Below are 22,268 nucleotides of genomic sequence, written 5' to 3' on the forward strand. Positions count from 1 at the left end.
GCGATGTCCGGGGCAGCCTTAGCGCCTCACTGTGTCGGCAGACTACCGCGCTCCCTCAGCGCCGGCAAAATCCGCAAATGCCTTGACGAAGGCGGCGAGCCGGTCGCGGGCGTCCGTGTCCGTCAGCGTCCCCGCCTCATCGAAAAGCGTATCCGCCTTGGGCAGCATCAGGCGCTTGCCGGACCAGAGCTCGGCGCCGAGCGTGCGCATGACGGGCAGCCAGGCGTTCTGGCTGAGAATGGTGCCGAAATTGCCGGGCGAGCTGCCGGCAAGCGCAAAGGGCCGACCGCGAAACACCTTGGCGATATCGGCGGAAGGCCGGCTCATCCAGTCGATCGCGTTCTTGAACACGCCGGGGATGGAGTTGTTGTATTCCGGCGTGAACAGGATGACGCCGTCGGCAGCCATCACCTTTTGCTTCAGCGCCGTCACGGCGTCCGGAATGCCGCTCTCCTTTTCGACATCGCCGTCATAGAGCGGAATTCCGTGCAGCGTCGCGGTGTCGAATTCGACGCCACCAGGCGGGTTTTCCGCGGCCGCCCGCATCAGGCCGGTGTTGAACGACGCCTTGCGCAGGCTCCCGGAAATGCCGAGGATTTTTGTCATGAGGTCTGGTCCTTTTCCAAGTCCTTGCGGGCGCGCCTCGAAGCGCGAGGCGGGATGCCATCGACATAGGCAACGCAACAGCTGTCATGATGGGTCCGCGCGGAACCGATGTCCAACGGGATCAGAGGGATAGAGACAAAAAAGCCGGGGACGAGCCCCGGCTTTTCGTTGGGATCAGACCGTTAGACGAGCGGCTTCAGCCGGGCCTCGATCTGCGCGCGCTTCGGCTCCAGGAACGGCGGCAGAGACAGGCTCTCACCGAGCGTTTCCATCGGCTCGTCGACGGCAAAACCGGGACCATCGGTCGCGATCTCGAAGAGGACGCCGTTCGGCTCGCGGAAATAGAGCGAGCGGAAATAATAGCGCTCGACCTCGCCGCTCGACGGCAGACGGAAGCCGTTAAGCCGTTCCGTCCACTCCGTCAGCGCCGCATTATCAGGCGCCCGGAAGGCGACGTGGTGCACGGCACCGGCGCCCTGACGCGCGATCGGCAATCCCGGTTGGACGGCCACGTGCAGTTCGGCCGCAGGACCGCCCTCGCCCATGGTGAAGACGTTGACTTCCCCCTCGCCGTCCGGCGACGGATAGGTGCGGGCCTTGCTCATGTTCATCACATGCGTCAGGACGAGTTCGGTGTTGGTGATGTCAGGCACGCTGATGGTGATCGGTCCGAGGCCCTTGATCTGGCGCTCGGCCGGCACCGGGCTCTTTTCCCAGGGGTGTGAGGGCGCAAGCCCGCCGTCGTCGACCAGCCGGAAACGTTGGCCTTCGCCATCCTCGAAATCAAGCGCGGTGCGGCCATCGATCTCCGTGACCTCTCCACTCGTGACCTTGAGTTCGTCGAAGCGGTCCTTCCACCAGCGAACGGTTTCGGCGCTGCCGACCCTCAGACCCGTGCGCGAAATGCTGTGCGTGCCGCGCCCTTCCGGCCCGACCGGCCAGTCGAAGAAGGTCAAGTCCGTGCCGGGCGTGGCGCGCCCGTCGGCATAGAAGAGGTGATAGGCGGTGGTGTCGTCCTGGTTGACGGTTTTCTTGACCAGCCGCAGCCCGAGCGTCTCGGTGTAGAAGCGCAGGTTTTCCGGTGCGTTGGCGGTGATCGCCGTCAGGTGATGGATCCCAGTCAGTTGCAAGCTCATGATTGCCTCCAATGCGTTGGCATTGCTGTTGAGCCCAATATGGGATGCCGCATCGTTTCCGACAGTAGACCAATAGAGAACAGAACGTTCTCCTCAGGTGAACAACAAACGGCCCGTCCGCGCTGCCATCGCTGAGGCGCAACGGCGATCGAGGCGCGCTCAGCGGCGATTGAGATCGCCGAGATAGGTGTTTTCAAGGCGGGAGATTGCGTAGGCCTTGGGGTCGATGTCGACGAGGAGCACGGCTTCCTGCCCAGACCCCGCCTTGGCGAGCAACTGCCCGTCGGGTGCTGCAATGCGCGACAGCCCGGCGAAGGAGAACAGCGGGTCCGAACCACAATGGTTGATGTAGGCGACGAACACCTGGTTCTCGAAGGCGCGCGTCTGGATCATGTGCTCGGCGATGAAATCGCCGGACCAGCCCGCCGGCAGCGCCGTCGGCACCAGCACGGCCTCGGCGCCGGCGAGCGCCAGCCGCCGCACATTCTCCGGAAACTCGACGTCGTAGCAGATCAGCATGCCGCAGGTGACGCCACGATGTGTGAAGAGCCGCGTCGACGGCTCCGGCGCGCGGAAGATCGAACGCTCATAGTCGCCGTAGAGATGGGACTTGCGGTAGACGACCGGCGCGGCATCGCCATCGACATAGACGGCGCTGTTATAGACGTCGTCGCCGTCGCGCTCGGCAAAGCCGGCGATGAGCGCAATGCCCGTCTCAGCGGAAATCGCCTTGAGGCGCTGAACGATCGCGCCATCCGGCGCCTCGGCGAGCGCTGTCAACGCCTCGCCGGCGCCATAGCCGGTGACGCCGAGTTCGGGCGTCAAAAGCAGCGTCGCCCCTTGTCCTGCAGCTTCCGCCGCGGCACGGGCAATGCGGTCAAGATTGGCGGCAACGTCACCCGCCGCCGATTGCATCTGGAGGGCGGCGAGTTTCATCATTTTCCATCCGACGACATGGCGCCAAGCAGCTTCGGCAGGTCGCCGAAACGGGCGACGAGGCTGAAGATCACCGCGGCGGTCGTGACGAAGAGTACCGTCACCGACGCCATGGTCGGCGTATAGCCGTAGCGCAGCGCATTGAAGATCTTGATCGGCAGCGTTTCCACCGTGAAGCCGACCGTCATGTAGGCAACGATGTATTCGTTGAGCGACAGCACGAAGGCGAAGGCGTAGCCCGACACGATATAGGGCAGAATCAGCGGCAGCACGACGGTGCGGAAGATCGTGCGCTCATCCGCCCCCATGGTCGAGGCGGCCTCGACCAGCGAGCGGTCGATCGAGGTGAAACCGAGCGACAACGTCACCAGCGGCAGCGTCACGAAGAAGATTGCGTGGCTGACGACGGCCGTCCACGGCTGGCCGTAGAAACCGACCGTCGCCCAGAAGGTGAGCATGCCGAGCGCGGTGATGACAGGCGGCAGCGTGAACGGCGCGACACCGAGAAGCTGGAAAATGTTCGCCCACGGCGCGATCCGCCGCCACAGGAACCAGGAGAGCGGCAGCGCGATCGCCACCGCAAGCGCCGCCGAAAGCACGGCCAGCGTCACCGAGGCAAAAAGGGCGTTGCGCCATTCCGGATTGAGGAAGATCTCGCCATACCAGGAGAGCGAAAAGCCCTGCGGCGGAAAGGCGAGCGTCTGCTTCTGGTTGACCGAGACGCCGGCAACGACGATCAGCGGCAGCGACAGGAACAGGCCGATCAGGAAGAAGTAGGCCTTGCGGAAGATCGAGGTCATGCCGCTTCTCCCTTGCGTCCGGCAATCACGGTGAGCGCCACGAGCCCGAGCGTGACCAGCACGAGGAACACGGCCATGGCGGCGGCAAACGGCATGTTCGACTGGTAGATCGCCTGGTCGGTGATCAGCACCGACAGCGTCCAGTGCTGCGGCCGGCCGAGAAGCTGCGGCAACAGATAGGAGCCGAGCGCGAAGATGAAGACCATGATCAAGGTGGCGGTGATCGTGTTGCGCAACGCCGGCACGACCACGGTGAAGAAGGCCTTGAGCGGTGATGCGCCGAGTGTGCGGGCGGCTTCCGTCAGCGTCGGATCGAGGCGCACGAGCGCCGGGAAAAGCACCAGCACCGTATAGGGGAAGGCCTGATAGACCATGCCGGTCAAGACCGCGCCGAAGCTCGGCGTCAAGGCCTTGGCCTGCTCCATGATGCCGAGCGCAACGAGGATGTTGGTGATCCCTGCGGTGCGCGAAAACAGCGTCGACCAGGCAAAGCCGATGATGACTTCCGAGAGCGACAGGATCGACAGGAGCGCCACCAGCCACACGACCTGTACCTTCCGCGCCATGCGCGTCAGAATGTACGTGAAGGGCAAGGCGAGCACGACGCAGCAGATCGCCACGATGACGGCGAGCATCAGCGAAAAGCCGAGCACACCGCCGAAAAAGACCGAGAGGAAGCGGGCGTAATTGTCGAAGACGAAGGCCGGCGTATAGAAGCCGCCCTGCTGGCGCTGGAAGAAGCTGACGGCGATCATCGTGCCGAAGGGCACGACGAAGAAGATTGTCAGCATGGCCGCCGGAAAGAGGAGCGGCAGGTAGTCACCAAAGGTTTGGGGCGGTTCGCGTCTCATTTCTTCAGCACCACGCAGACATCGGGTGTGAGCGCGATGCCGACCTCCTGGCCGACGGAAACGTCGGGCCGGGCGCGCGGCGTCGAGACGGCGACAATCTGGTGTCCCGCGATATCGACGAAGGTTTCGATCGTGCCGCCGAGATCGCGCACGAAGGTGACCTTGCCGGTGAGCGCCCCGGCGCCGGGCGCCGTCAGGTGCACGTCTTCCGGGCGAACCGACAGCGTACCCTTGTTGGCGCCCGCAGGCAGGGCGAGGCCGGGGACGACATGACCGAGCACTTCCGCGCGGCCGGCACTGTCGGCCTGAACGTCGAGCAGGTTGGTCTGGCCGATGAAGTCGGCGACGAAGCTGTCGGCCGGGCGGCGATAGATTTCGATCGGCGACGCAGCCTGGCGGATCTCGCCGCCGCTCATGACGACGACGGTGTCGGCCATGGTCATCGCTTCGCGCTGGTCGTGGGTAACGACGATGGTGGTGATGCCCAGCTTCTGCTGCAACTGGCGCAGTTCTACCTGCATCGCCTCGCGCAGCTTCGCGTCGAGTGCCGAAAGCGGTTCGTCGAGCAGGAACAGTTTCGGCGAGATCGACAGGGCGCGGGCAATCGCCACGCGCTGGCGCTGGCCGCCGGACAGCTTGGCGACCGGCCGGTCGGCATAGCCCGAGAGATGGATCATCGACAGAAGCTCGTCGACGCGCTTCTTCTGGTCTTCTTTTGCCGCACCGCGGATGCGCAGGGGATAGGCGATGTTTTCGCCGACGGTCAGGTGCGGAAACAGCGCCAGCGACTGGAACACCATGCCTAGGTTGCGCTTGTGCGTCGGAACCCGGGTGATGTCCTCGCCGTCGAGCCGGATCGCGCCGCCGGTCGGCAGATCAAGCCCGGCGATCATGCGCAGCAGCGTGGTCTTGCCGCAGCCAGATGGTCCGAGCATGCAGACGAAGGTGCCGTGCGGCACCGTCAGATCGACATTGTTGACGGCCCTGAAGGCTCCGAATTCCTTGACGACGTTTTGAAGGGCAAGTCCGGACATTGTTTCTCCGCGAGGATGGTCCCCTCCGCCTCATGGGAGGGTTTCAGGCGGGGAGCGGCTGCAAGGCCCCTCCCCGTCGTTATGCTTGTGGCTCTCCCCGGAGGCCGGGGAGCAGGCCGGATCAGCCGACGATCAGCTCGGTCCACTTCTGGTTCAGCCAATCCGACTTGGTCTGGTAGAGATCGTAGCGCGGAATGATCGGCTCGATATCCGACGAGACGGCTGCGAATTCCTTGTCGGTCAGATCCGTAACCTCGCGCTTGACGGTCGGAGACGTTCCGACCTTGCGCGACAGCGTCGCCTGGATCGAGGGTTGGCACATGTAGTCGATGAAGATATGGGCTTCTTCGGACTTCTGCGAGGCACGCGACAGCGCCCAGCAACCGGAATCCTGAATGCCGCCTTCCTTCGGGAAGGTGGAGCGGACCGGGTGACCGTCGGCAGCAGCAAGGCCGGTGACGTCGTGATAGTACTGGCCCATCGGGATTTCGCCCGACTTCAGCGACTGCTCGAACTGCGCCTCGTCGCGGTACCACAGGCGAACGTTGGGCTTCACTTCGGCAAGCTTGTCGAACACCTTGAGAAGGCCTTCTTCGGTGTCGAGCGCATTGGTGCCGCCGAAGAACGTCTTGGCCGTCACTTCGAGCAGGAACGAGTTGGAGACGAGCGCGAGCAGGCCGAGCTTGTCGGCGTTCGCCGGATCCCAGAAGGCGGTCCAGGAGGTCGGCGCTTCCTTGTAGACGTCGGTGTTGGTCACCAGCGTGATGTACCAGGAAACAGCGCCGATGCCGGCAATGCGTCCGTCCGGATACTTGTTGACGAAGCGATCAAGCAGGTTCGAGGCATTCTTGATCTTGGCGGTATCGAGCGGCGTCCAGAGATCGGTCGACTGGCCCTTCAGCATCGCGACCTGCGACATCATCGAAACGTCGGCTGGGGCCTGGCCGGCGCGGGCGGCCTGTTCGAGCTGGACGAGCCAGGCTTCACCGGTCGGTTCCGCGATCGACTCGACGGCAATGCCGGTCGCTTTGGTGAATTCCGGGAAGATGTTCTTGTCGAACGAATCCTTGAAGTAGCCGCCATAGACGCCGACCTTCAGCGACTTGTCCTGCGCGCGCAGGATCGACGGCATCGCCAGCATGGAGGCACCGGCAAGGCCGGCGCCGAGCAGCGTGCGGCGCTTGATGGAAGTGGTGATCATTCGCGTTCTCCTTTGTTTCGGCGGTGATCCGCCTTGTTCCCTGTTCTGTTTGATTTCTTGCACATTTTCAGTCTCAGTGCGCGGCTGTTTTGCGCTCCAGCATGCGCGAATATTGTGTCAGCGGATAACACAGCACGAAGAAGATCACCGCGACCAGCCCATAGACCGTGAAAGGTTCGAAGGTTGCATTATTGATCGCATTCGCGGTTCTGAGAAGCTCTTCGAAGCCGATGATCGAGGTCAGCGCCGTGCTCTTGATGAGCTGCACGAGGAAGCCGACGGCGGCCGGCCGGGTGATGGCGAAGGCCTGCGGCAGGATGACGAGCCGCAGTTCCTGCAACCGGTGCAGCCCGAGGCTCGCGCCGGCATCCCACTGCCCGCGCGGCAGTGCCTCGACCCCGCCACGCCAGATCTCGGCGAGATAGGCACTGGCATAGAAGGTCAATCCGAGGGCTGCCGCCGTCCACGGCTCGATGCGGAAACCGAGCATCGGCAGGCCGAAGAACATCAGGAACAGCTGCATCAGGAGCGGTGTTCCCTGGAAGAGCGCGATGTAGCCGGAGCCGAAGCGCCGCGCCCAACGGCGCTCGGAAATGCGCGCTGCAAGGACGGCAAGCCCCACTGCTGCGCCGCCGGCAAAAGCGACGATCGACAGCAGGATCGTCCACCGCGTAGCGAAGATCAGGTTGCGCAGGATGTCCCAGAAGGTGAACTCGATCATGACACGCCCGCTCCAAGCACGCGGCGCCCGCCGGCGACGAACAGCCGCCGAAGCGCCATCGACAGGCCGAGATAGATCAGCGTGACGACGAAATAGGTCTCGAATGAGCGGAAAGTGCGCGCCTGCAGCAGGTCCGCCTCATGCGCCAACTCCCGCACCGCGATCTGCGAGACGACCGCCGATTCCAGCATCATGATGATCACCTGGCTGGTGAGCGCCGGGAAAATCACCTTCAGCGCCTGCGGCAGGATGATCTTGACGAAGACCTGGCGGGGCTTAAGCCCGAGCGCAAACGCCGCCTCGCTCTGCCCCTTCGGCACAGCATCGAGACCCGCACCGACGATCTCGGTCGTATAGGCCGCCATATTCAGCGTCATGGCGACGATTGCCGCGACGATCGGGTCGAGCCGGATGCCGAGGCTCGGCAGGCCGAAATAGATGAAGAACAGCTGCACCAGGAACGGCGTGTTCCTGACGACTTCGACATAGACGGCCACCGCCTTGCGCAAGACGCCATAGCGGCTGCGGCGGGCGGCGGCGAAGAGAATGCTGATCAGGATGCCGAGCACCGTGGTGCAGGCGATCAGGAACACGGTCATGGCCGCGCCATGGGCGATTGCGCCCGCGGCGTCCTTGAGCCAACCGAAGCTGAGGCCGTAGCCCATCGTCGCAACCTTTCCTCAAGCGGGCCGCGAGGGGATTGCCCGCGCGGCCACCGAGCTTGTTAGTCCTTGAGGTTGTCGGGGTTGAGCGGCGTCTTCAGCCAGGCCTCCGAGCTCGCGTTCAACTTGCCGTCCGAGAGCATTTTGGCAACGGAGTCGTTGACCGCCTTCTTCAGGCCTTCCTCGCTCTTGTTGAGGCCGATATGCGACGGCGAGGTCAGAAGCTGGAACTTCTGCTCCGGTTTCAACGCTTCCTGGCGGGCCAGAACCTGGGCGCCGACGTCGTTGCCGACGACCATCAGTTGTGTCTGGCCGGAGATGAAGGCCTGGATCACAGCATTGTAGTTGTCGAAGCGCTGGATGTCGGCATTGGCCGGGGCCGCCTCGGTAAGCGAGGTGTCTTCCAGCGTGCCGCGATTGACGGCGATGGTCTTCTCGGCAAGGTCTTCCTTGCCGGCAACCTTCAGTTCCGCCGGGCCGATGACGGCGATGTAGTAAGGCGCGTAAGCCGCGGCAAAATCGATCACCTCGGCGCGCTCCTTGGAGAAGCCGACGCTCATCAGGATGTCGACGCGCTTGTCGTTGAGATAGGGAATGCGGTTCTGCCCTGTGACGCTGACGAGGTTGAGCTTGACGCCGAGATCATCGGCGATCTGCTGGGCGACATCGACGTCATAGCCCTTGATGCTCATGTCGGCGCTGGCCGAGGAGAACGGCGGGAAGTCGGAGAAGATGCCGACATTGATCTGGCCGGCGGACTTGATATCGGCGAGCGCGTCGGCCTTGGCGATGCCTGCGGCGGCCCCGAGCATCAGGGCGGCGGCGAAGGCTGTTTTCAGTTTTGCATGGATCGTCATGGTAATTCCCCTACCCGGAAGCTTTGTGATTGTGCAGTCTGGTGGTCGGCCGCCGTTTCCGGTCCGGCAGCCGACGAACCCTTAGTCAGGCCTCAGGCGGACTTGCCCGTGATCGCCGGGCTGAAGACCATGAGGCTCAGGATTTCGAAGAGCACCTGCGCGCCCGCATGGGCCGTGTTGGTGGTCGAGTCATATTGCGGCGCCACTTCGACGACGTCGCCGCCGACGAGGTTGATGCCCTTGAGGCCACGGATCAATTCCAGCACTTCGCGGGTCGTCAGACCGCCGACTTCCGGCGTGCCGGTACCCGGCGCGAAGGATGGATCGAGGCTGTCGATGTCGAAGGACAGATAGGTCGGGCCGTCGCCGACGATCTTCTTCGCTTTCTCGATGATCGCGGGAATGCCGAGACCGGTCACTTCCTCCGCATGGATGACGGTCATGCCGGACTCGTAGGAGAACTCCCAAAGATATTCGGCCGAACCGCGGATGCCGATCTGCACGACGCGGGTCGGGTCGAGCACGCCGTCGAGCACCGCGTTTCGGAACGGACCGCCATGGTGGAACTTGGTGAGGTCGTAGGCGCCGCCGGTGTCGCAATGCGCGTCGATGTGGATCATGCCGACCGGGCGCTTCTTGCCGACCGCTTTCAGGATCGGGTGGGTGATCGAGTGGTCGCCGCCGACCGACAGCGGCAGCACGCCGGCATCGACGATCTGGTTGATGCGCTTCTCGATGTCCTCATGGCTGAGTTCCAGCCGGTAGCGGCTCTGGAACGGCACGTCGCCGATATCCGCGACGCGGAGTTCCTGAACCGGCGTGCAGCCGAGCACGTGGTTATAAGGACCGATACGCTCGATCGAGCGCAGCGCCCGCGGTCCAAAGCGCGAGCCCGGACGGTTGGTGACGCCAAGATCCATGGGAATGCCGACGATCGCCACCTGCAGATTGCCGAAATCCGGGTTCTCCGCGTCAACAGGCATGTGCGGCGCCGTCAGGAAGGTCGGGATGCCGGAATAGGGCGCGAGACGTGTGCCGCTCTTGTTGAAGATCTTGTCGGCGACCTTGCGGAAGGTCGGGTCGAACAGCTCGCCGCCATGGCTTTCGCCATACTTTGCCTTCAGTTCGGCAAGCTTGTTGTCGTTCCAGGCCATCGATTCAATCCTCCGTCTTCCATAGCCTGAGGCATGCGCGCGAAGGCGCCACAGATATCTGTCTGCGGAAGGGGCCGGCTCGTCCGGCGCGTTCATGTTCCCCAGGCGTTTTCGCCTTTGTTGATGAATATTAGGCGGCAATTCCCCTAGAAAATCAATTGACATTGTTATAGCGTTTCGTGTGAGAAAAATTCACATCACAGCAACCGCCGGAACACCCCGATTTGTCCAGCCGCCTGCCTCCCCTCAACCCCTTGCGCGCCTTCGAAGCGACGGCGCGGCGGGGCTCCGTTTCGGCCGCGGCGCGTGAACTCAACGTCACCCACGGTGCGATCAGCCACCAGATCCGCGCGCTCGAACTTTCGGTCAAGGCGGCGCTGTTTGAGCGCGGCGGCAAGCGGCTGAAATTGACGCCGCAGGGCGCATTGCTGCTGCCGGCCGTCACCCACGCCTTTGCCGAAATCGCGGCGGCGACCGCAGCGATGACGCGGCCGACGACGAGCGGCGAACTGCGCATCACCTGCGTCCCGGCGCTGCTTTCCTTCTGGCTGATCCCGCGGCTGCACCTTTTCACCGAGCAATATCCGGACGTGCGTCTGACGCTGATCGCCTCTAACGACGAGGCGTATCTCCACTCGCCCGACGTCGACGTCTGCCTGATCTATGGCGACGGCAACTGGTCCGGCGCCTGGGCCAAGCTCTGGAGCCGTCTCGAACTTTTCCCTGTCGTCAGCCCGACCCTGCTCAACATGCGGCCACTGCGCTCGGTTCGCGACCTGCGCGACCACGTCATGCTGCATGGCGACGATGGCCGCGAATGGAACACCTGGCTTGCGGCGGCGGATGCCAGCGACCTGCAGCGCGGCCAGCAGCATTTCATGAGTGACGCACGGCTTTCGACCGAGGCCGCCCTGCACAACCAGGGCGTCGCGCTCGGCGATACGATTACCGCCGGCAGCCTGATCGCGCGCGGCGAACTGATCGCTCCTTTCGACCTGACGGTGCCCGCCAACGACGCCTTCTTCGTCGCCTGCCGCAACGAGGTGCTGGCGGCACCGATCGTGCGCATCTTCATCGACTGGATGTTCGAAACACTCGAAAGCGACCCGATGCCGGAACTGCAGACATCGGCGCGCACGATTATTCGCAGCCGCACCTCGAAATCCGAGCCGACAGATCGTAAATCGGAGAAGAACGGTTTTCAGCCGGTTTCGGCGCCGAGTCGTGCTCGCCGCACCGATCGTCCGCAGAAACGCAAAGCCAAGGCCTAACCCACAGGAACACCCGTCATGCCGCATTTCAACCCGCTCGTCGAAAAGCTCTCGCCGCCGCCCGTGCCCTCGGTGCTGGCCTGGGCGAAGTCCTACGATGGCTCCCGTGGCCCGCTGATCGACCTGTCGCAGGCAGTGCCGGGCTATCCCGCCCATCCGGACATGCTGGCCTGGCTCGGTGAGGCTGCAGCCTCAACCGCTTACACCGGCTATGGCGCGATCGAGGGCGAAGCGGAGCTGCGTGAGGCCTATGCGGCGCATGTCGCCGGCCTCTATGGTGCTGCGGTCGCCGCCGACAACATCCACATCACCTCGGGCTGCAACCAGGCCTTCATCTGCACGGCAATGGCCATTGCCGGCGCGGGGGATACGATCCTGATGACCAACCCCTATTACTTCAACCAGGAAACGACGCTGTCGATGCTCGGCATCAATGTCGAGCTCGTACCTTGCGATGCCGGCGCCGGCTTCCTGCCGGAGGTCGATGCAATTGCCGCGGCACTTCACCCCGGCATCCGGGCGCTCGCGCTGGTCTCGCCCAACAATCCGACCGGCGCCGTCTACCCGCCGGAGCTGCTCGCCCGTATCTACGAGGCCTGCCGTGCCAAGGGCGTCTGGCTGATCCTCGACGAAACCTATCGCGACTTCCTGCCCGATGCCTCCGCAGCGCCCCATGGCCTGCTGGCCACCGAAGGCTGGCAGGATAGCTTCATCGGCCTCTACAGCTTTTCCAAGTCTTTCTGCATCCCGGGCCATCGCCTGGGCGCGATCACCGCCGGCCCTGCCGTCATCGAGCAGGTGACGAAGATCATGGACAACCTGCAGATCTGCGCGCCGCGCTCAGCCCAGGCCGCGGTCGCGAAGGCAATTCCGGCTCTTGCCGACTGGCGTCAGACGAACCGCGCCGAAATCGCGGCACGAGCCGATGCGCTGCGCGACGTCATGAGCCGCCTGCCGAAGTGGAAGCTGCAGGCGGTCGGCGCCTATTTCGCCTATGTCCGCCACCCCTTCCCCGACATCGATTCGCAGTTCATCGCCGAGAAGCTGGCCAAACTCGCCGGCGTCGTCTGCCTGCCGGGCGATTACTTCGGTGAGGGCCAGGAGAACTACCTGCGCTTCGCCTTTGCCAACGCGGATGCCGATACGATCCGCAAGCTTGAAGAGCGGCTGGCGAACTTCACGCCGCCGGGTCTCTAAGACTTTGAAATGACGCAATTCCGGACGGAAAACCGTTTCACACTTTTCCTGGAATTGCTCTGAGGAAAGCGCGCGGCGTCATCCGCGCCGCGCGATCAGGATGCCGACAAGGACGATCGCGCCGCCGATCGCCTGCATCAGGCCGACGGGTTCGGCAAGCAGGATCCAGGCGAGGATCGCCGCGACCACTGGCTGCAACAAGAGGGTGAGCGACGAGAAGGCGGGCGGCAGATAGGCGAGTGCATAGGTGATCGCCACCTGCCCGCCGGCATGGCTGACGAAGGCGAGACCGAACAGCATCGCCCAGCCGAACGCGGTCGGCGGCAACAGCGTCGGCTCCGACAGAAGCACGATCGGCAGCATGCAGATGGCAGCCGAGGCCGTACTCCAGACCATGATCCTGATCGTGCTGAACAGGCTGCGCAGCCGGCCGATCGCCAGGATATAGCCGGCATAGAACATCGCGGCGACAACGGCGACGCCATCGCCCAGCAGATTGCCGTCACCAAGCGCCATCGGCCCGCCCTTGAGGGTGACCACACCGACGACTGCCGTCACCAGCCCGATGGCAAAGACAGCGCTGATCCGCGCTCGGAACAACAGCCAACTGGCAAGCGTCACGAAGACGGACGCGAGATTGGCAAGCAGCGTGGCATTGGCGACTGACGTCTTCGTCAGCGCGTAGTGCCAGGCCGCAAGATCGATCGCGAGAAACACGCCGGGCAGAACCAGCAGCGCGTACTCGGAGAGCTTTTGCGGGCGCCGGTCGTTGGCGCCCTCACCGCGAAACCACGACCAGGCGAGAAGCGGGATCAGCGCCAGTGCCACCCGCCAGAAGGCCGTCGCCATCGGCCCCACCTCGGACAGCCGCACGAAGATCGGCGAACCGCCAATCGCAGCACCGCCGATGAGGAGGGCAGCCATGGCAAGGCGATTTTGGGAGGAAGCGGTGGCGGGTACTGGGGTCAAGGCAATGTCGCTATTCTGCTGGCGGGCGATCTTCGCGCCCTCGACAAGGCAGCTAACAGAAGACCGGCATCGGCGACAGTCGCAATAAATCGCCCACCCGAACAATGGCGGCCGCCCTGCGCAGACAGGGCGGCCGCCGATTTCTCCGTCTGGCAGACGCGATAACTCGTTTGTCAGGCCGCGTCGGGAACGTGCACGGTCTTCACTTCGAGGAAGTCCTCAAGGCCGAACGTGCCACCTTCGCGACCGTTGCCGGACTGCTTGTAGCCGCCGAACGGGCTGCCGTAGCGGTGCGGCCCGCCATTGATGTGCACCATGCCGGCGCGCAGGCGTCCGGCGACGCGCTCGGCCCGCTCCGGGTTGCCCGTCTGCACATAGGCGGCAAGGCCGTAGTTGGTGTCGTTGGCAATCGCGATCGCCTCCTCCTCGGTGTCGAAGGGGATGATCGCCAGCACCGGACCGAAGACTTCCTCGCGGGCGATGCGCATCTCGTTGTTGACGTCGGCAAAGATCGTCGGCTTGACGAAGTAGCCGGTCTCGAAGCCCTCAGGCTTGCCGGCACCGCCGACGAGCAGCCGCGCGCCTTCGGCAATGCCTGCTTCGATCAGCGCCTGCACCCGGCCGAACTGGATGTGGCTGACGAGCGGTCCGATATGGCCGCCCTCTTGCGTCGGGTCTCCGACTTTCGCCTCGCGGCCGACGCGCTTGGCGATCTCAACCACCTGGTCATAGACGCTACGCTCCACCAGCATGCGGGTCGGCGCGTCGCAGGACTGGCCGGAATTGTTGAAGCATTCGAGCACGCTGCCGGTGACGCGGTCTTCGAGATCGGCGTCGGCAAAGACGATGTTCGGCGACTTGCCACCGAGCTCCAGCGTCACGCGCTTGACCGTTTCGGCGGCATCCTTGCTGACGGCGATGCCGGCGCGGGTCGAGCCGGTGAACGACATCATGTCGATGTCGGGATGCTTCGACAGCGCGGCACCGGCGTTGATGCCGTCGCCGTTGACGAGGTTGAAGACGCCGGCCGGGAAGCCCGCCTCATGCACCATTTCAGCGTAAAGCATGGCATTGAGCGGCGTGAACTCGCTCGGCTTCAACACGCAGGTCGAGCCGGTTGCGAGCGCCGGCACCACCTTCAGCGCGATCTGGTTGATCGGCCAGTTCCAGGGCGTGATCAGGCCGCAGACGCCGATCGGCTCGCGCAGGATCACGTCGCCGTTCGGCAGCCGGTCGCGGGTCTTCAGGCGCTTCAGCGCATCGATGAAGCCCTGCAGGTGGCCGACGCCGACATCGGCCTGCTGCTCACGGGTCATAGTCTTCGGCGCGCCGAGTTCCATGGTGATGGTGTCGACCATCTCGTCATAGCGGCGCTTGTAGACGGCAAGCAGCTTTTCAAGCAGCGCCAGTCGCTCCTCGACGCTCGTCCGGCTATAGGTCGCAAAGGCCTTCTTGGCCGCGGCAACGGCCCGGTCGATGTCTGCGGCCGTGCCCATGGAGATCACCGCAACCGGCTTTTCCGTTGCCGGGTTCAGGACCTCGAGGTCGTTGGCGACGATGGGATCCACCCAGGTGCCGTTGATGTAGAACTTGCGTTTGTCGAGCATTCGCTCCTCCTTCCCGTCAGTTTGTCTTTTGTTTTTCAGCAAGCCATTCAAGGATTAGCGCTCGGTAACGCTCACCCGAAAAGCTCGGAAAATGTCCGCCGTGAACGATACGCGCGGGTATCTTCAGCAGCCGTTCCATCGACGCCAGATAGTCGTCGGCGTTGGAATGATAAGTGTCCTCGATCAGCGGGCCATCGTAGAGGATGTCGCCGGAGAACAGGATCCCGGTCTTCGCCTCGAAGAGCGCAATCCCGCCGGGCGAATGGCCGGGCGTGTGGATCACCTGGAAGACGCGGTCGCCGAGATCGATATGGTCGCCGTCTTCGAGCAGCCGCGTCGCCGGCGCCGCCTTCACCGCATAGGTGGTGGAGGCGTAGGGCTCGGGCGGCAGCGCGTCGAAGATCTCGTCGGCGACGTAGGGGGTTGCGAGCGTGTTCTTGCGCGTCGGATGCGCCAGCAGTTCCGCCTCGGCCGAATGCACGTAGCGGCACTCGAACTCGTGATGGCAGCCGATATGGTCGAAGTGGGTGTGGCTGGCGACGGCGTCCAAGGCGCGTTCGGTGACGAGGGGCACCCATTGCCGGAGCGACACGACACCCATGCCGCTATCGACGAGCATATCGCGGTCGCGGCCGCGCACATGCCAGATGTTGCAGCGGTAGAATTCCTGGATATAGGGCTCATCGATAGCGGTGACGCCGTCGTCGAGCCGCCTCACCCGGTACCAGTCCTGAGGTGCAATTCTCTGCATCGTGCTACGCATGTCCACCCGTGGCGGGCAAGGCTACGACGTCGGCGGCGCGCACGGCAAGCGGCACAATCTCGCCCTCGCGCACGCTTGCCGATTGCGGCAGGTGCGCGACCAGCGCCCTCGTGTCCGCCGCACAGGGCTGCAGGTGGCAGCGGTAATGCGTGCCGAAGAAAGCGCTGCCTGCAACCCGCGCCTCACCAAGCGCCACTGTCGGACCCTCTGCCTTGTCGTCAGCGCGGAAGTGTTCCGGCCGGATGGTGAGCGTAATCCGGTCGCCGGTCTTCGGCGACGATGCGGTAAAGTTGCCGGTCGGCAGCGCCAGGCTGCCGAGCGGGGTTTCGACACGGGCGGAGCTGGCGTCCGCCGCCGCCACACGGCCGGAAACGAAATTGACCTCACCCATGAAGCCCGCCGAAAACAGCGAGCGCGGGCGCATATAGATCTCCGATGGCGGGCCAAAATCCTCGATACGGCCCTGGTTCATCACCACGATCCGGTCGGCGATCGCCATCGCCTCTTCCTGGTCGTGGGTGACGTGCACGAAGGTCGTGCCGACGCGCTTTTGGATCGCCTTCAGCTCGTCCTGCATCTGGCGGCGCAGTTTCAGGTCGAGCGCGCCGAGCGGTTCGTCGAGAAGCAGCACATCCGGGTCGACGGCAAGCGCGCGGGCGAGCGCCACGCGCTGGCGCTGGCCGCCCGAGAGCTCGTGCGGCCGCTTGCCGGCGGAAGCCTTCAGACCGACGAGATCGAGGAAACCGAGCGCCTTTTCGTCGCGCGCGGCCTTGGCAAGGCCGCGCATCCTGAGGCCAAAGCCGACATTGTCGACAAGGCGCATGTGCGGAAACAGCGCATAGTCCTGGAACATCGTCGTCGTCGGACGCTTGGCCGGCGCCACATAGGTCATGTCCTGCCCCGCGATCGTCACGCGTCCCGCGCTTGGCGACTGAAAGCCGCCAAGGATCGACAGAAGCGTGGTCTTGCCGCAGCCGGACGGCCCGAGCAGCACGATGAACTCGCCAGCCCGGATATCGAGGGAAACGTTATCCAGGGCCGTGAAGGCACCGAAGATCTTGCTGACGTTTTCGATCGAGACAGGAGCGGTCATTGTTTTTTCGTCCTTCCGAACAGGGAAAGCTCAAGGATGAGGAGCACGGCGACAGAGGCTAAGAACACTAGCGAGCCGATGGCATTGGTCTTGGGGTTGAGGCCGGAGCGCAGCATGCTCCAGATCTCGACGGGCAGCGTCACGTCGAAGCGCGACAGCAGGAAGGCGATGATGAACTCGTCCCAGCTGAAGGTGACGGAAAGGAAGAAGGCAGCAAGGATCGACGGCATCAGCATCGGCGCCGTCACCAGCGCCATCACTTTGAAATCGTTGGCGCCGAGATCGCGCGCCGCCCGCTCGATGTTGATGTGATGATCCCCCATCGAGGCATAGATGATGGCAAAGCAGAGCGGCAGGTTGATCACCACATGGCCGATGCCGACCGTCATCAGCGACAGCGGGATATGCAGCGCGTTCATGAGCGACAAAAGGCCAAGCGCGATGATCAGGTAGCTGACCGTCATCGGCGCGATCAGCAGTCCCCTTTGCAGCGCCGAGCCGGGCAGCTTGTAGCGCGCGAGCGCATAGGCTGCGAGAAAGCCGAGCAGCACGGAGATGACCGAGGAGACGAGCGCCACGACCATCGAGTTACCAAGCGCTGCCATCAGCTTGCGGTCGGCGAAAACCGCCTCGTACCATTGCAGCGAAAAGCCGTTGAACGGCGGCACCGGCAGGCGACCATCCTGGAACGAGAACAACACCAATACGGCAACCGGCAGGAAGATGAAGGCATAGACGAGGACGAGATAGGTCCAGGAGAGCACGCTTGCGGAGATCTGGCGCAGCATCGTCAGGCCCTCTCGATCTTCAGCCAGCGAGCGCAGGCGAGATAGGCGACGGTGACGGCGAGCATCAGCACGATCGACAGCGCCGCTGCCATCGGGAAATCCGCCCGGCGCCCGAGCTGCAGCATGATGATCTGCGGCAGCACCAGCTCGTTGTTGCCGCCGAGGATCTGCGGCGTGACATAGTCGCCGATGCAAAGCACGAAGGTAAGGAAGGCGCCGGTCATGATACCGGGCAGCGTCAAGGGCAGCACCACATGCCAGAAGGTCTGGAAGGCATTGGCGCCAAGGTCTGCGGCCGCGCGGCGGTAGTTTGGCGAAAGCTGGATCAGGTTGGAATAGATCGTCAGCGTCAAAAGCATGACGAAGAAGTGCACGAAACCGATGACCGTGGCCGTGCGCGTGCTCGCCAGCTCCAGCGGCTCGGAGATAAGGCCGATGCTCATGAAGACCTGATTGATCACGCCGTTCTTCGATAACACCAGCAGCCAGGAATAGGAGCGCACCACATAGGAGGTCCAGAACGGCAGGATCGCCAGGATCAGCGCCATGCGCTGCAGCCGCTTCGGCACGCGCTCGGCGATGATCCAGGCGAGCGGATAGGCGAGCAGCACCGAGATCACCGTGACGATAACGGTGATTTCGAGCGAGTTGACGAGCCCCCGGAACAGCGCGTTTTCGGAGAAGAAGCGGACGTAGTTGTCGAAGTTCCAGGCATGGACGATGTCCCGCCCTTCCCGCTTCCAGAGGCTCATCGCCGCCATGAAGGCGAAGGGCACGACGAAGAAGGCGACGGTCCACAGAAGCGCTGGAGCAACGAAGCCCCAGGCCTTGCGCCGGTCGGCGTCTTCAAGCGCTGTCGCTGATGTCAAAGCGGTGTCTGCCATTACCGTCCCAGATCAAAGGATTTCGGCGAGCGAAGAAGAAGGGCGAGCGCGACACATCGCGCCCGCTGCTTTCATTACTGCTGCAGCATTTCCGTCCAGGCGTCCTGGAACTGCTGGTCGAGCTCGGCCGACGGGATCGGATAGAGCTGCGTCTTCTTCAGATATTCGGCCTGCTGGTCGAAGCGCAGGGCCGCCTTCTGCTGGTCGGTCAGGTGTTCACCCGCCTTGGCATTGGCCGGCATCGCCCAGTAGCAGGAAGAGGTCGCAAGCCGCGCCTGGCCCTCGGGGCTCACGATGTACTGCACGAACTTCAGCGCCAGATCCTGCTTGGTCGAATCCTTCATGACGCCGATCGACTGCGCCCAGCGCACAGCGCCCTGCTCGGGGATGGTCCAGTCGAGGCTGGGCTTGTCGGCCGAGAGAACAGCGGTGATCCATTCGCCACCGCCGACGAGAATGTCGACTTCGCCGGTCGCAAGCGCGGTCTGCGAGGAGACGACGTCGCTCACCTGCTTGGAAACGGCCCGCATTGCCGCGAGCTTTTCCTTGATCGCCGGCATGTCCGCGTCACTCAGATCGGCGGTCTTCTTGCCGAGGCCAAGCCCGACGAGACCGATCATCGGCAGATAGTAGTCGTAGAGCGCTATGCGGCCCTTGTATTTATCCGACCAGATAACCGAAAGGTCCTGCATGTCCTTCGGGTCGACCTTGGTCTTGTCGTAGGAAATCGTGTTGTAGCCGAACTTCTCGGTGACGGCGTAGGTCTTGCCGTCCTTGGTGTTGTTGGCCTCCATGCGCACTTCCGGGAAAATGTCGGCGGTCGGCAACGCATCGGCCGGCATTTCGGCAAGCAGATCGAGGTCGATGGCCCGGTGCACGTCGACGCCGTCGATCACGAGCACGTCCCAGTCGCCCGGTTGCGACTGGTCGAGGATCGAGAGCCCTGCCCCGGTGCCCTCATAAACCTTGACGTTGACCTTCACGTCATTGGCCTTCTCGAACGGCTCAAGAAGCGCCGGATCGGTGTGGTCGCACCAGACGAGCGCATTGAGCTCTTCCTGGGCAAAGACCGGCGCGGGGGCCGCGACCGTCGACAGAGCGGCGATCGCGATTGCGGCCGTGGAGGAGAAAAAACGGCGCAGGCGCGCACCGTCACGAACTGACTGCATCATGCTGTTGCCCTCTTGTTTTGACGCTCGTTTCGGCGTCTTCAAAAAAAGATTGAATGAATTCATTTTTTAAGTCAATCTCAATTTTGAACCAATTCATAATTCGGGGAAGCACTGGAATGACAGGACTGCGCGCACGGCAAAAGGCGGATCGCAACAGGCGAATTCTCGACGCCGCCGCCGCGCTTTTTCGCGAAGTCGGCTACGACAGCGCACGCATCGAGGACATTGCCGAGCGCGCCGAAATTTCGGTCGGAACCTTCTACAACTACTATGAAAACAAGGGCGACATCCTGCTCGCCACCGTGTCGATGGAAGTCGAGGAGGTGCTCGCCGGCGGCGGATCGATCGTCGACAACCCGCCCGCCTCCGTCATGGGCGCACTCGATGCGCTGATCGGCGAATACTACGATCACTCGCTCTACTATCTCAGCAAGGAGATGTGGCGCACCGCGATGGCGATCGCCATCCAGCAGCCGGAGAGCCCGTTCAGCAAGCGCTACACCGAACTCGATCGTCGGCTATGCGAGCAGGTTTCGACGCTGATCCGCAAACTTCAAGCCAAGGGCGTCGTCGCACTTGATGTCGATGCCGAGGCGGTCGGCGAGATGTTCTTCAACAATCTCAACATGATGTTCACCGAGTTCGCGAAGCGCGAAACCATGTCGCTCGACGATCTCAAAGCGCGCGTCTCACGCCAGAACCGCCCGCTGGCGACGCTCATTGCAGTGCGCTGACCATCGCGAAGACCACCGGAGCAGTCTGCTTCCGGATAAAGAGGGAACCCCATGAAAGATCTCGAACAGTCGGTGCTTCAGGCCGCCGACCGGCTGGTTGCCGCCTTCGCCAGGCATGACCGGACAGCCTATTTCTCCGCGTTCGCGCCGGATGCGACCTTCATCTTCCACACGCTCGACCGACCGCTGAAAAGCAGGGCGGAGTACGAGGCCGAGTGGTCGCTTTGGGAGGAACGGGACGGTTTTCGCGTGCGCGCCTGCCGGTCGAGCGAGCGAAATGTGCAGACGGTGGGCAATGTCGCGGTCTTCACCCACCGGGTCGAGACCGAACTGGAATTCAATGGAGAGCCCGCAACCGCGGACGAACGGGAAACGATCGTGTTCGAGCGGAAATCGTCAGGAGAGTGGCTTGCCGTGCACGAGCATCTGTCACGGCAAAGCTGAGGCAGCCGTCAGAAGGCGCCGACGACGACGGCGCTGACGAAAGAGAAGGCGGCAACGATGGCAATTGCGTGCGGAACGAGATGAACATGTGAGCGGCGTTGCGGTGTGGTCCCGTAGAGTGCGTAGCGGGACTGGATCGTCGGTTTCGCTGCGTTCATCGCGTCTCTCCGTTCCTGCGAGGGCCACGGCCCATCGACTGTCTTGTTCTCCTATATTTTCCATTGAGTTTGTAGATATTAAATTCCGCAAATCGCATAAATCGTAAAAAATCGGTTCGCCGCCATCGCGCTCATCAATGGCGGTTGCGGTCGCGGTCCTGAAGATGCTTCGCCCAGGTTTCGCTGAACCATGGGGTGAGCAGCGAAACGTCGGAGGCGCGATGCGAGCCTTTGAGCGCGCTATCCGTTTCGACGCAGGTCCAGACGGTGAAAGCGGTGAGCTCATGTTTGCCGAAGGTCTGGATCAGCGGAATGTCGGCGGCATCACGGCCGCGGGCAACCGCGATGCGCCCCGCCCGCCGCTGGTTGTTCTTGGCGTCGAACGTATGCCAGCGATCGCCGAGATAGACCTCGAACCAGGCATTGAAATCCATCGGCGCAGGATGTTCGCTCGCGGGGATATCGGCCATATAGCCGTTCACGTAGCGCGCCGGCATGTTCATGCAGCGACAGAGGGTGATCGCCAGATGGGCGTAGTCGCGGCTGACACCGACGCGATCCTCATGCGCCTCGAGTGCCGTGCGCATCGCCTGCGCATAGCCGTAGCTGAAAACGAGGCGTTCATGGACATAATCGCAAATCGCCTGGACGCGCTCCCAGCCGGCTGGCACATCGCCGAACAGACGCCAGGCAAGCGCGCCAAGCCGGTCCGTTTCGCAGTAGCGGCTGGCTGCAAGATAAGGCAGCCACTCGGCGGGCAGGTTCTCGACCGGCACCGCATCCGCCAATGGGTCCGTGGCGTCGAGCCTGCCGTCATCCTCTATCACCGCATCATAGCAGAGCTTGAAATCGCCCTCGGGCACAGTCATCCGGAAGCAGGTGTTGCCATGCGGATCAGTGATCTGCTCCATCTTCACGATCGGCGAAGAGACTGGACCATGCTCGCGCCGCAGGCATGAGCGCCGTTCCGGCACGACGGAAAGATAGGTCATCATCGGGGTCGGCTGCGGGCAACGAATGCCGATTTCATAGCCAAAGCGCACGAACATCGCGAGGTCTCCCAGGAAATCAATCGGGAGCGATAGGCTCCCCGTTTGCTTGCCCGCAGCGACAGGCGGGCGATCCTTGGTGACCGATTCAGCAAGCGCCAGATGCGGGCGGTCACAGGGCAGAGACGCAAAGGCCCACTTTGAGATGGCGGACCCCTGCCGCAGAAGGTCGATACTATCG

The 22,268-nt window shown here is 63.3% G+C and carries 24 protein-coding genes; 4 read left to right on the forward strand and 20 right to left on the reverse strand.

The window, feature by feature from the left end; translation table 11 throughout:
* Positions 1 to 42: 42 nt before the first annotated feature.
* The 11 genes from IB279_RS22405 to speB form a co-directional block, all read right to left on the reverse strand.
* On the reverse strand, positions 43 to 606 hold the full coding sequence (locus IB279_RS22405; protein ID WP_060520347.1) for an NADPH-dependent FMN reductase: 564 nt from the start codon (positions 604 to 606) through the stop codon (positions 43 to 45).
* 182 nt (positions 607 to 788) lie between these two features.
* Entirely contained in the window at positions 789 to 1,742 is a 954-nt protein-coding gene (locus IB279_RS22410; protein ID WP_060583000.1) for a ring-cleaving dioxygenase, read from the reverse strand.
* 159 nt (positions 1,743 to 1,901) lie between these two features.
* Positions 1,902 to 2,681 carry a carbon-nitrogen hydrolase family protein gene (locus tag IB279_RS22415; RefSeq protein WP_034798855.1) on the reverse strand — a complete coding sequence of 260 codons (780 nt, stop codon included), beginning with the start codon at positions 2,679 to 2,681 and terminating at the stop codon, positions 1,902 to 1,904.
* Positions 2,678 to 3,478, reverse strand: a complete 801-nt coding sequence (locus tag IB279_RS22420) for an ABC transporter permease (RefSeq protein WP_034798857.1) — start codon at positions 3,476 to 3,478, stop codon at positions 2,678 to 2,680. The genes IB279_RS22415 and IB279_RS22420 overlap by 4 nt, the downstream gene beginning before the upstream one ends.
* On the reverse strand, positions 3,475 to 4,329 hold the full coding sequence (locus tag IB279_RS22425) for an ABC transporter permease (protein ID WP_192339815.1): 855 nt from the start codon (positions 4,327 to 4,329) through the stop codon (positions 3,475 to 3,477). The genes IB279_RS22420 and IB279_RS22425 overlap by 4 nt, the downstream gene beginning before the upstream one ends.
* On the reverse strand, positions 4,326 to 5,363 hold the full coding sequence (locus IB279_RS22430; RefSeq protein ID WP_060520343.1) for an ABC transporter ATP-binding protein: 1,038 nt from the start codon (positions 5,361 to 5,363) through the stop codon (positions 4,326 to 4,328). Before IB279_RS22430 ends, IB279_RS22425 begins: the two co-directional genes overlap by 4 nt.
* A gap of 121 nt (positions 5,364 to 5,484) precedes the next feature.
* Positions 5,485 to 6,564 carry a PotD/PotF family extracellular solute-binding protein gene (locus IB279_RS22435; RefSeq protein WP_192339817.1) on the reverse strand — a complete coding sequence of 360 codons (1,080 nt, stop codon included), beginning with the start codon at positions 6,562 to 6,564 and terminating at the stop codon, positions 5,485 to 5,487.
* A gap of 73 nt (positions 6,565 to 6,637) precedes the next feature.
* Positions 6,638 to 7,285 (reverse strand): amino acid ABC transporter permease, encoded by a 648-nt coding sequence (locus IB279_RS22440; RefSeq protein WP_034798864.1) that lies wholly within the window; start codon positions 7,283 to 7,285, stop codon positions 6,638 to 6,640.
* Entirely contained in the window at positions 7,282 to 7,950 is a 669-nt protein-coding gene (locus IB279_RS22445; RefSeq protein ID WP_034798866.1) for an amino acid ABC transporter permease, read from the reverse strand. Before IB279_RS22445 ends, IB279_RS22440 begins: the two co-directional genes overlap by 4 nt.
* A 59-nt stretch (positions 7,951 to 8,009) precedes the next feature.
* Positions 8,010 to 8,804: a transporter substrate-binding domain-containing protein gene (locus tag IB279_RS22450; RefSeq protein WP_034798868.1), complete on the reverse strand. Its 795-nt coding sequence runs from the start codon at positions 8,802 to 8,804 to the stop codon at positions 8,010 to 8,012.
* A gap of 92 nt (positions 8,805 to 8,896) precedes the next feature.
* Positions 8,897 to 9,958 (reverse strand): agmatinase, encoded by a 1,062-nt coding sequence (speB, locus tag IB279_RS22455; RefSeq protein ID WP_034798870.1) that lies wholly within the window; start codon positions 9,956 to 9,958, stop codon positions 8,897 to 8,899.
* A 224-nt stretch (positions 9,959 to 10,182) separates the two neighbouring features.
* Here speB and IB279_RS22460 point away from each other — a divergent pair, with 224 nt between their 5' ends.
* Both IB279_RS22460 and IB279_RS22465 read left to right on the forward strand, forming a co-directional pair.
* Positions 10,183 to 11,229, forward strand: coding sequence for a LysR substrate-binding domain-containing protein (locus IB279_RS22460; protein ID WP_034798872.1), 1,047 nt, complete (start codon positions 10,183 to 10,185; stop codon positions 11,227 to 11,229).
* 18 nt (positions 11,230 to 11,247) lie between these two features.
* Complete coding sequence (locus IB279_RS22465) at positions 11,248 to 12,426, forward strand: aminotransferase (protein ID WP_112771943.1); 1,179 nt, start codon at positions 11,248 to 11,250, stop codon at positions 12,424 to 12,426.
* A gap of 78 nt (positions 12,427 to 12,504) precedes the next feature.
* Here IB279_RS22465 and IB279_RS22470 read toward each other — a convergent pair whose 3' ends face one another.
* From IB279_RS22470 to IB279_RS22500, 7 genes are all read right to left on the reverse strand, one after another.
* Entirely contained in the window at positions 12,505 to 13,350 is an 846-nt protein-coding gene (locus IB279_RS22470) for a DMT family transporter (RefSeq protein WP_192339819.1), read from the reverse strand.
* Positions 13,351 to 13,568: 218 nt separating this feature from the next.
* Complete coding sequence (locus tag IB279_RS22475) at positions 13,569 to 15,002, reverse strand: aldehyde dehydrogenase family protein (RefSeq protein ID WP_112771942.1); 1,434 nt, start codon at positions 15,000 to 15,002, stop codon at positions 13,569 to 13,571.
* A 16-nt stretch (positions 15,003 to 15,018) separates the two neighbouring features.
* Positions 15,019 to 15,753, reverse strand: coding sequence for an MBL fold metallo-hydrolase (locus IB279_RS22480; RefSeq protein ID WP_112771941.1), 735 nt, complete (start codon positions 15,751 to 15,753; stop codon positions 15,019 to 15,021).
* Between the two features lie 4 nt (positions 15,754 to 15,757).
* Complete coding sequence (locus IB279_RS22485; RefSeq protein ID WP_089045839.1) at positions 15,758 to 16,858, reverse strand: ABC transporter ATP-binding protein; 1,101 nt, start codon at positions 16,856 to 16,858, stop codon at positions 15,758 to 15,760.
* Positions 16,855 to 17,646: an ABC transporter permease gene (locus tag IB279_RS22490; RefSeq protein ID WP_034798882.1), complete on the reverse strand. Its 792-nt coding sequence runs from the start codon at positions 17,644 to 17,646 to the stop codon at positions 16,855 to 16,857. Before IB279_RS22490 ends, IB279_RS22485 begins: the two co-directional genes overlap by 4 nt.
* Positions 17,647 to 17,648: 2 nt before the next feature.
* Positions 17,649 to 18,530, reverse strand: coding sequence for an ABC transporter permease (locus IB279_RS22495; protein ID WP_034798883.1), 882 nt, complete (start codon positions 18,528 to 18,530; stop codon positions 17,649 to 17,651).
* Between the two features lie 74 nt (positions 18,531 to 18,604).
* Positions 18,605 to 19,699 carry an extracellular solute-binding protein gene (locus tag IB279_RS22500; RefSeq protein WP_060605296.1) on the reverse strand — a complete coding sequence of 365 codons (1,095 nt, stop codon included), beginning with the start codon at positions 19,697 to 19,699 and terminating at the stop codon, positions 18,605 to 18,607.
* Between the two features lie 119 nt (positions 19,700 to 19,818).
* Between IB279_RS22500 and IB279_RS22505 the strand changes: the two genes are divergently transcribed.
* Entirely contained in the window at positions 19,819 to 20,436 is a 618-nt protein-coding gene (locus IB279_RS22505) for a TetR/AcrR family transcriptional regulator (RefSeq protein ID WP_060582993.1), read from the forward strand.
* Between the two features lie 51 nt (positions 20,437 to 20,487).
* Positions 20,488 to 20,880 (forward strand): nuclear transport factor 2 family protein, encoded by a 393-nt coding sequence (locus IB279_RS22510; RefSeq protein WP_060582992.1) that lies wholly within the window; start codon positions 20,488 to 20,490, stop codon positions 20,878 to 20,880.
* Positions 20,881 to 20,888: 8 nt separating this feature from the next.
* Here IB279_RS22510 and IB279_RS22515 read toward each other — a convergent pair whose 3' ends face one another.
* Together IB279_RS22515 and IB279_RS22520 are read right to left on the reverse strand one after the other, a co-directional pair.
* Positions 20,889 to 21,038, reverse strand: coding sequence for a hypothetical protein (locus IB279_RS22515; RefSeq protein ID WP_181529557.1), 150 nt, complete (start codon positions 21,036 to 21,038; stop codon positions 20,889 to 20,891).
* Positions 21,039 to 21,172: 134 nt separating this feature from the next.
* Complete coding sequence (locus IB279_RS22520; protein ID WP_034798891.1) at positions 21,173 to 22,087, reverse strand: transglutaminase family protein; 915 nt, start codon at positions 22,085 to 22,087, stop codon at positions 21,173 to 21,175.
* Positions 22,088 to 22,268: the final 181 nt, after the last annotated feature.

Origin of the sequence: Ensifer sp. ENS06 (genome assembly GCF_014852205.1) — a bacterium.
GTDB classification, from domain to species: Bacteria; Pseudomonadota; Alphaproteobacteria; order Rhizobiales; family Rhizobiaceae; genus Ensifer; species Ensifer adhaerens.

Bases quoted from the DNA above. Each gene is read 5' to 3' on its own strand.
- speB (WP_034798870.1), bottom strand. From the start codon at position 9,958: ATGGCCTGGAACGACAACAAGCTTGCCGAACTGAAGGCAAAGTATGGC.
- IB279_RS22470 (WP_192339819.1), bottom strand. From the start codon at position 13,350: ATGGCTGCCCTCCTCATCGGCGGTGCTGCGATTGGCGGTTCGCCGATC.
- IB279_RS22420 (WP_034798857.1), bottom strand. From the start codon at position 3,478: ATGACCTCGATCTTCCGCAAGGCCTACTTCTTCCTGATCGGCCTGTTC.
- IB279_RS22405 (WP_060520347.1), bottom strand. From the start codon at position 606: ATGACAAAAATCCTCGGCATTTCCGGGAGCCTGCGCAAGGCGTCGTTC.
- IB279_RS22510 (WP_060582992.1), top strand. From the start codon at position 20,488: ATGAAAGATCTCGAACAGTCGGTGCTTCAGGCCGCCGACCGGCTGGTT.
- IB279_RS22425 (WP_192339815.1), bottom strand. From the start codon at position 4,329: ATGAGACGCGAACCGCCCCAAACCTTTGGTGACTACCTGCCGCTCCTC.
- IB279_RS22480 (WP_112771941.1), bottom strand. From the start codon at position 15,753: ATGCAGAGAATTGCACCTCAGGACTGGTACCGGGTGAGGCGGCTCGAC.
- IB279_RS22450 (WP_034798868.1), bottom strand. From the start codon at position 8,804: ATGACGATCCATGCAAAACTGAAAACAGCCTTCGCCGCCGCCCTGATG.
- IB279_RS22445 (WP_034798866.1), bottom strand. From the start codon at position 7,950: ATGGGCTACGGCCTCAGCTTCGGTTGGCTCAAGGACGCCGCGGGCGCA.
- IB279_RS22520 (WP_034798891.1), bottom strand. From the start codon at position 22,087: ATGTTCGTGCGCTTTGGCTATGAAATCGGCATTCGTTGCCCGCAGCCG.
- IB279_RS22485 (WP_089045839.1), bottom strand. From the start codon at position 16,858: ATGACCGCTCCTGTCTCGATCGAAAACGTCAGCAAGATCTTCGGTGCC.
- IB279_RS22515 (WP_181529557.1), bottom strand. From the start codon at position 21,038: ATGAACGCAGCGAAACCGACGATCCAGTCCCGCTACGCACTCTACGGG.
- IB279_RS22500 (WP_060605296.1), bottom strand. From the start codon at position 19,699: ATGCAGTCAGTTCGTGACGGTGCGCGCCTGCGCCGTTTTTTCTCCTCC.
- IB279_RS22410 (WP_060583000.1), bottom strand. From the start codon at position 1,742: ATGAGCTTGCAACTGACTGGGATCCATCACCTGACGGCGATCACCGCC.
- IB279_RS22495 (WP_034798883.1), bottom strand. From the start codon at position 18,530: ATGGCAGACACCGCTTTGACATCAGCGACAGCGCTTGAAGACGCCGAC.
- IB279_RS22440 (WP_034798864.1), bottom strand. From the start codon at position 7,285: ATGATCGAGTTCACCTTCTGGGACATCCTGCGCAACCTGATCTTCGCT.
- IB279_RS22490 (WP_034798882.1), bottom strand. From the start codon at position 17,646: ATGCTGCGCCAGATCTCCGCAAGCGTGCTCTCCTGGACCTATCTCGTC.
- IB279_RS22430 (WP_060520343.1), bottom strand. From the start codon at position 5,363: ATGTCCGGACTTGCCCTTCAAAACGTCGTCAAGGAATTCGGAGCCTTC.
- IB279_RS22475 (WP_112771942.1), bottom strand. From the start codon at position 15,002: ATGCTCGACAAACGCAAGTTCTACATCAACGGCACCTGGGTGGATCCC.
- IB279_RS22415 (WP_034798855.1), bottom strand. From the start codon at position 2,681: ATGATGAAACTCGCCGCCCTCCAGATGCAATCGGCGGCGGGTGACGTT.
- IB279_RS22505 (WP_060582993.1), top strand. From the start codon at position 19,819: ATGACAGGACTGCGCGCACGGCAAAAGGCGGATCGCAACAGGCGAATT.
- IB279_RS22465 (WP_112771943.1), top strand. From the start codon at position 11,248: ATGCCGCATTTCAACCCGCTCGTCGAAAAGCTCTCGCCGCCGCCCGTG.
- IB279_RS22435 (WP_192339817.1), bottom strand. From the start codon at position 6,564: ATGATCACCACTTCCATCAAGCGCCGCACGCTGCTCGGCGCCGGCCTT.